Below are 6,000 nucleotides of genomic sequence, written 5' to 3'. Positions count from 1 at the left end.
GGAGACCCTCCCGCAGCGCTGGACTCACCGTAAGGCGTGGCGTTAGCCATAGGGTGAACAGTGAACAGTGAACAGGTACTGCGGGTACTTGATAACTGATAACTGTTAAAAATATAAATTGAGCAGGACTACAAATACCATGCTTTCTTGCTCTTGTTAGTATGCGAAGACTTCACACGCACTTGCGTTCGTTAAAATGAACTATGCTATCTGCAAGAAGAGAATTTACTGCAATGGTCACTCAGATATCATCTTACAACCAAAAGGATGTTATTTACCCGGAAAGCGACGGACAGCCAATGGCTGATAACACAAAGCAATTTGAGTTGATTGTACTCATTAAAAAAAACTTGGATTTGCTGTTTGACAATCACCGGAATGTGTTCGTTGCTGGGGACTTACTGTGGTATCCTATTGAGGGCAATAACCTCACTCGTAGAGCGCCTGATGTTATGGTTGTCTTTGGCAGACCAAAAGGAGATCGAGGTTCTTATTTACAGTGGCGAGAAGACAATATTCCCCCACAAGTCGTCTTTGAAATTCTTTCCCCCAGGAATAGCGCCAAAGAGATGATCACTAAATACAAGTTTTATGAGCGCTATGGTGTGGAAGAATACTACTTGTATAACCCAGACACAGGTGAGTTGACTGGTTGGCTACGCTCTGGTGATGAATTAGCAGAAATTGAGCAAATGATAGGTTGGGTGAGTCCTCGTCTAAGCATACGCTTTGAAATGTTAGAGGGCGAACTTCAGATTTATCGTCCTGATGAACAGCAGTTTCTAAGCTATGTGGAACTAGCGCATAAACAAAAACAAGCTGAAGCTAGAGCCGAAAAAGCTGAAGCAGAATTACAAGCACTCCGTGCTTTACTTCAAGAACGAGGAATTAATCCAAATTAAGTGTGAACGAATTTTATCTAGAAGTCAAACAAGATAGTGATAGCGTTCGCCTAGATCGCTACCTCTCCCAAGAATTACCAAACTTATCGCGATCGCGCATTCAGCAGCTCATAGAACAAAGTCACGTCCAACTAAATGATAATATTTGCACATCAAAGAAAATCGCTGTCAAAGTAGGCGATCGCATTTCCGTAAAAATACCAGACGCCCAACCCTTAGAACTCCAACCAGAAGATATTCCTCTGGACATTCTTTACGAAGACGACTCCCTACTTATCATCAACAAAAGCGCTGGGTTAGTCGTCCATCCCGCACCAGGTCATCAAGACGGTACTTTAGTCAACGCGATCTTAGCTCACTGCCCTAATTTACCAGGAATTGGGGGAGTCCAACGTCCGGGAATTGTCCATCGATTGGATAAGGATACAACGGGGGCGATCGCAATAGCCAAAACAGAACACGCTCATCAACACCTACAAGCTCAACTCAAAGCAAAAACTGCACGGCGAGAATACCTCGGCATTATCTACGGCGTACCCAAAACAGAAAGCGGTACGATAAATTTGCCCATCGGTCGTCATCCAGTTGACCGCAAAAAAATGTCGGTTGTTCCAGTAGAACAAGGTGGAAGAACTGCAGTTACTCACTGGAAAGTGAAAGAGCGTTTTGGTAACTATACATTGATGCACTTTCAACTGGAAACCGGACGCACCCATCAAATTCGTGTCCACAGCACCCACATCGGTCATCCTATTGTTGGCGATCCTATTTATAGTTCCGGTCGTTCCGTTGGTGTGAATTTACCAGGTCAAGCACTTCACGCTTGGCGACTCACGTTAGAACATCCTGTCTCTGGAGAATGGATTGAAGTCACTGCATCTGTTCCAGAGGAGTTTACAACTCTGTTGGAAGTTCTCAGGCGACGAGTCTCTCATCCTTAAGACTAAGCATTCGCCCTCGCAATCGCGGCTGCAACCTCACGAAACTTGCGCGGATCGCCTTCTGGCAAGGGTTGTTCCTGACGCTTACGCGCATACAGTTTTTCGAGAGTTGCTTGCCAGTCGATATCCAAGCTGCTGACAGTTGCAGCAGTTGCCTTATCCAGTACTTCAACCGCATACTCCTGAATTTCTCTCTGTGCCAGCCAAATCCGAGCAATGACTGTGAGATTGTCTTCAGATTCCACCTGGCGGTCAAAATGTGTTATGATTTGCATCGCCCAGTCGGTATGAGAAATGGCAACGGCGATCGCCAATTTCTGCAACGCAGTCACCGCTGCATAACGCACCACCCATTCGTGGTCTTGGGACACTTGTAGTAGAGTCTCTAGCACCTGAGTTTGTGCGCTTTGAAGTTGCTCTGGTGGTAAATCTTCCCAGGCGATCGTACCTAGTCCCCTAGCAGCGCCCCGCCGGACACTGAAAGAAAAGTCATTTTTTGCCGCATCAAGCAACATCTCCAATCCTCGTGGATCGCCAATTCCGGCAAGGGCACGAATTGCCCAAGCCCTAGCACCATAGTTGTAGCCATCCAGCAGTTCCATTAGGGGCGTTACTGCTGGCTTGCCGATCTCAATCAGTCCCTCAACTGCTGCAACCGCCGCCCCTGGGTTGTTGTAGCCTAGCGCTGCAATCAGGGTTGGAATCGCCGCTTCCAGACGGGCGGCTGACAATTGCTCGACAGCTTCCAGTAGACGGGCAGAGGAGTCTGCTTCTTCAACGGCGCGGATTAGGGTTTGGGCAAGATTAGCAGTCATAAACTTAATTTTTAATATAGGGATGGCTAGACGTTGAATTTTTTATATAGTCTGAGTTGTTTGTATTGTTTCAATTTTAGACTAGTAGCTCGTCAATAATGAATGAACTAATAAATGAGGCTTGTGCTACTGTGAAGTGTGTCCGAGCAAAAGAATTATGACTCCTGTAGTAAAAGAATTCCTAAGTAGCTTTGATCGTTTGCCGGACTCAGAAGAGCTAGAGATTGCATTGGAAATTTTGAAGCGGGTCATTCATGTAGATTTTCCGCCTTTATCGGATGAAGATTTAGTCTTAAATGCTGAAGCAATTTTTCTAGAGTTAGATAAGCAAGAAGCTGCCCATAAAGATTCCTGATCGTGGAGAGGTCTGGCTCGTCGATCTAGGCTATGCAGCAAAAGTTATATCATGTCCGGTGAAAGACTTATCATTAAGACGGCTCTTAGCAGGGGGCTCTTAGCAGGGAGAAAGAGGATTTCCCGGTTTTTGCACAGATTTTGTAATCACAACTAATTAGCCGGACATGATATTAGACCATGTTTGGTCATTAGTATTCCAGCTTTGGAACAAGATCGTGCCTTGGTAACCTTAGTTCCTCACACAACTAGCCCACGTGGTTCGAGATTTGAAGTAGAGGTCAAAGTCAACTTCCTTCGAGCAGGAGTGTTTGATGTGCAGAACATTATTACAATTCCTCATGCAAAGCTACTGCGAAAGTTAGGAAGCTTGACGCCAAAGCAAACTGAGGACGAGGATTAATCTGTGTGTCGGTTGCTGCGGCATTATACTACAGTAACCCATCCATTAACGTCATCACCCGAACAGCACCCTCAGATAATTCATTGGAAGGTGACATATAAATCTGGTGTTCCAGTAGTCCTTTGAGTGCAATCAGTTTTATACTATTTTCAGCCAAAGTTTGAGCGATCGCCTCTGCTGCTGGCAAGTAGCCAATGGCACCCAAGTCTGCAAGTGCAGAGCGACGCAGTTGCAAATCCTTACCTGCCAAGGCTTGCACCAGGCGTTCTCCATAGATCACATCTTGAGTTAACTGGTACATGCTTCGTGCTGCAGCATACTGAATCCGCTCGATTGGATGATCCAAGAACAGCGAAATCAGCGGAACAGCGACGGTTGCTCCTAGGGTTCCTAAGGCTTCTAAGATGGCATCATAAGGTTGAGAGAAGTCTGGCTGGTTTGGAACGAGGTGATTTCCTTGCAAGCCTGCTTTGAGTAGGGAAATCAAATTGGGGATACAAACTGGATCGCCCAGCATCTCTAGGGATTGAGCTGCAGCTTCCCGGACGTAAAAATCTGAGCAATCCAAAGACTGAATCAGGGGTAGCACTGCTTGGCGATCGCCCAACTTTCCCAATGCCCTAGCAGCGTTCCGCCGTAACGGGTATCCACCTTCTTCTGTGCGATCAGCTTCGTCTTCTAGTGCTTGGATGAGGAGTGAAACTGCTACGGGTTCCCGTACACGAAATCTGCCCAGCCACCAAGCCGCATACATGCGCAACCCCAAGTCTTCTCCTTGGAGGTTGGCGATCGCCTGCCCGATTGTTAAAGATTCACTGCTACTCGATTCATCCGGTGCAAACACGTCTAAACTCATAATATGACCATTCGCCACATTCTATAATACAAATCTTGTAAATCTGTAAAAATACTCAAAATACTATTAAATAATAATGCATATGGCGAGAAAGTGGGAGGAGGCGAGCGTCGCTCGTCAGGATAATGCCTTTTGCTTTAGCTTGCGCTATCAACCGTAGTAAATTAGGAGTGAGTTTATCTCTCACTATTGAATCAGTTAAATAGAACCTTTACCCAATAATTGGGCAGATATTCAGCCTGATGCTGTATATCATACAACTAATGATTTACTAGTTTCTTTTAGTCAAGAACAAATTAAACTGGGAATAAAATCTGACCAAAAAAGTAAACAGCTAAAAGCTATTGAAAAAGGGCAAGTGCCCCACGCGGTAGTATTGGTCTTGTTCCCTCTCAAGAAGAAGGTTACGATTTTAAATCAAAAGTATTGGGAAAAGTGGCGACCGTCGGTTTTATGCCAAATTTAGAGATGGAGTCTTGCACTTTCCTGGTTTAGCAACAGAACATTAATCCAAAATCAGATATGAGTAACCTTGAATTAAAAAATCACCAAGTTTGGCATGATTTTACTGAAATCCTACAAAACATAGATGCCAATACACTTGTTAAAGAACATCTCTGTTTATGTGATTATAAAGTATCCGGTTATTGGGATGAGCAAGATAAATATTATGAATAAATTCCCCTACCACGCACCCTCGAAGCTGAATTAACTCGTAGTTCCATTGGCGTAACACAGAAGAAACGCTTTCTCCAATTGAAGTTTATCCTCACAGATTATAGAAATGATGTTGAAGGTAATTTAAGTCATCATAACAGACTGCGTATTGGCGAGTTGGAACTTGTTTATGATGAAAATCTAGAATTTATAGATGAAAATTGGCAATTAGATATTGATTATCCTTTTCTGGACATTCAACACGCTTTATAAGAATAGTAGTCCACTACTTTATAGGTACTTCTTTGCTGGAAAGAAATAAATTATGAAAGTTTGCAAAATTTAAGTTTCAATCCCTAATAGGGAGAAAGATAAATTTCGACGGTTTACACTCCAGCGGGAAGCATCGATTTGCTGTTTCAATCCCTAATAGGGAGAAAGATAAATTTCGACCAGGCGATTCCCCCTCCGGCTGAAAACAACTCGTTTCAATCCCTAATAGGGAGAAAGATAAATTTCGACATATAGCTCAAGAAATTGTAAGTTTTTATCTTGAGTTTCAATCCCTAATAGGGAGAAAGATAAATTTCGACGGTATCATCTTCTGTTGCAGTGCAAGCAATAGCAACGTTTCAATCCCTAATAGGGAGAAAGATAAATTTCGACACCCATTACTCAATCACCACCCAACAACCCACAAACAAAGTTTCAATCCCTAATAGGGAGAAAGATAAATTTCGACCTTACATTGCTCATAATATATAAGCTGCCAAAAGTACTGTTTCAATCCCTAATAGGGAGAAAGATAAATTTCGACAGCAGAGCGAGGCACCTGGATAAAAGGCGCTACGCCAGTTTCAATCCCTAATAGGGAGAAAGATAAATTTCGACCGGGCAACACTGCCGGGTAACTCGCCCTCCAGATCATATGTTTCAATCCCTAATAGGGAGAAAGATAAATTTCGACGACTGATGACCGCAGCAGCTAAAGCTACAGCTGCTAAGTTTCAATCCCTAATAGGGAGAAAGATAAATTTCGACTTAGCTGGCTTCAATGAGTTCATCTAGCTGT

General features: G+C 43.8%; 6 protein-coding genes, 1 pseudogene and 1 CRISPR repeat array (1 of these 8 only partly in view). Of the genes and pseudogenes, 5 read left to right on the top strand and 2 right to left on the bottom strand.

Annotated features, from left to right (window positions below):
- Positions 1–233 precede the first annotated feature (233 nt).
- Together AC5590_RS29640 and AC5590_RS29635 are read left to right on the top strand one after the other, a co-directional pair.
- A complete protein-coding gene (locus AC5590_RS29640; protein WP_169266881.1) occupies positions 234–902 on the top strand; it encodes a Uma2 family endonuclease in 669 nt (222 codons plus the stop codon).
- A gap of 2 nt (positions 903–904) precedes the next feature.
- Positions 905–1,843 carry an RluA family pseudouridine synthase gene (locus AC5590_RS29635; protein ID WP_169266880.1) on the top strand — a complete coding sequence of 313 codons (939 nt, stop codon included), beginning with the start codon at positions 905–907 and terminating at the stop codon, positions 1,841–1,843.
- A 2-nt stretch (positions 1,844–1,845) separates the two neighbouring features.
- Here the strand turns inward: AC5590_RS29635 and cpcF are convergent, their stop codons facing one another.
- The gene (gene cpcF, locus AC5590_RS29630; RefSeq protein WP_169266879.1) at positions 1,846–2,658 is read right to left on the bottom strand and encodes a C-phycocyanin alpha-cysteine-84 phycocyanobilin lyase subunit CpcF; all 813 of its coding nucleotides are present in this window, start codon (positions 2,656–2,658) and stop codon (positions 1,846–1,848) included.
- Positions 2,659–2,815: 157 nt separating this feature from the next.
- On the opposite strand from cpcF, the gene AC5590_RS29625 reads away from it, so the two are divergent.
- Positions 2,816–3,013 (top strand): hypothetical protein, encoded by a 198-nt coding sequence (locus AC5590_RS29625; protein WP_169266878.1) that lies wholly within the window; start codon positions 2,816–2,818, stop codon positions 3,011–3,013.
- A gap of 171 nt (positions 3,014–3,184) precedes the next feature.
- The gene (locus AC5590_RS29620) at positions 3,185–3,415 is read left to right on the top strand and encodes a type II toxin-antitoxin system PemK/MazF family toxin (RefSeq protein WP_169266883.1); all 231 of its coding nucleotides are present in this window, start codon (positions 3,185–3,187) and stop codon (positions 3,413–3,415) included.
- Between the two features lie 28 nt (positions 3,416–3,443).
- Here AC5590_RS29620 and cpcE read toward each other — a convergent pair whose 3' ends face one another.
- On the bottom strand, positions 3,444–4,271 hold the full coding sequence (gene cpcE, locus AC5590_RS29615; RefSeq protein WP_169266877.1) for a C-phycocyanin alpha-cysteine-84 phycocyanobilin lyase subunit CpcE: 828 nt from the start codon (positions 4,269–4,271) through the stop codon (positions 3,444–3,446).
- 522 nt (positions 4,272–4,793) lie between these two features.
- Here cpcE and AC5590_RS29610 point away from each other — a divergent pair.
- Positions 4,794–5,201: pseudogene (locus AC5590_RS29610) on the top strand (hypothetical protein).
- Between the two features lie 73 nt (positions 5,202–5,274).
- Positions 5,275–6,000: direct repeats of the CRISPR family, unit length 37 nt; unit sequence GTTTCAATCCCTAATAGGGAGAAAGATAAATTTCGAC; it runs 184 nt beyond the window's last position.

Source organism: Brasilonema octagenarum UFV-OR1 (assembly GCF_963888615.1).
In the GTDB taxonomy this organism is placed as follows: Bacteria; Cyanobacteriota; Cyanobacteriia; order Cyanobacteriales; family Nostocaceae; genus Brasilonema; species Brasilonema sennae.
Note: the sequence above shows the minus strand (reverse complement) of the source record. Positions and strands in the feature narration are given on the sequence as shown.

Coding starts and splice junctions, on each gene's coding strand:
- AC5590_RS29640 (WP_169266881.1), top strand. CDS start 234: ATGGTCACTCAGATATCATCTTACAACCAAAAGGATGTTATTTACCCG.
- cpcF (WP_169266879.1), bottom strand. CDS start 2,658: ATGACTGCTAATCTTGCCCAAACCCTAATCCGCGCCGTTGAAGAAGCA.
- AC5590_RS29625 (WP_169266878.1), top strand. CDS start 2,816: ATGACTCCTGTAGTAAAAGAATTCCTAAGTAGCTTTGATCGTTTGCCG.
- cpcE (WP_169266877.1), bottom strand. CDS start 4,271: ATGAGTTTAGACGTGTTTGCACCGGATGAATCGAGTAGCAGTGAATCT.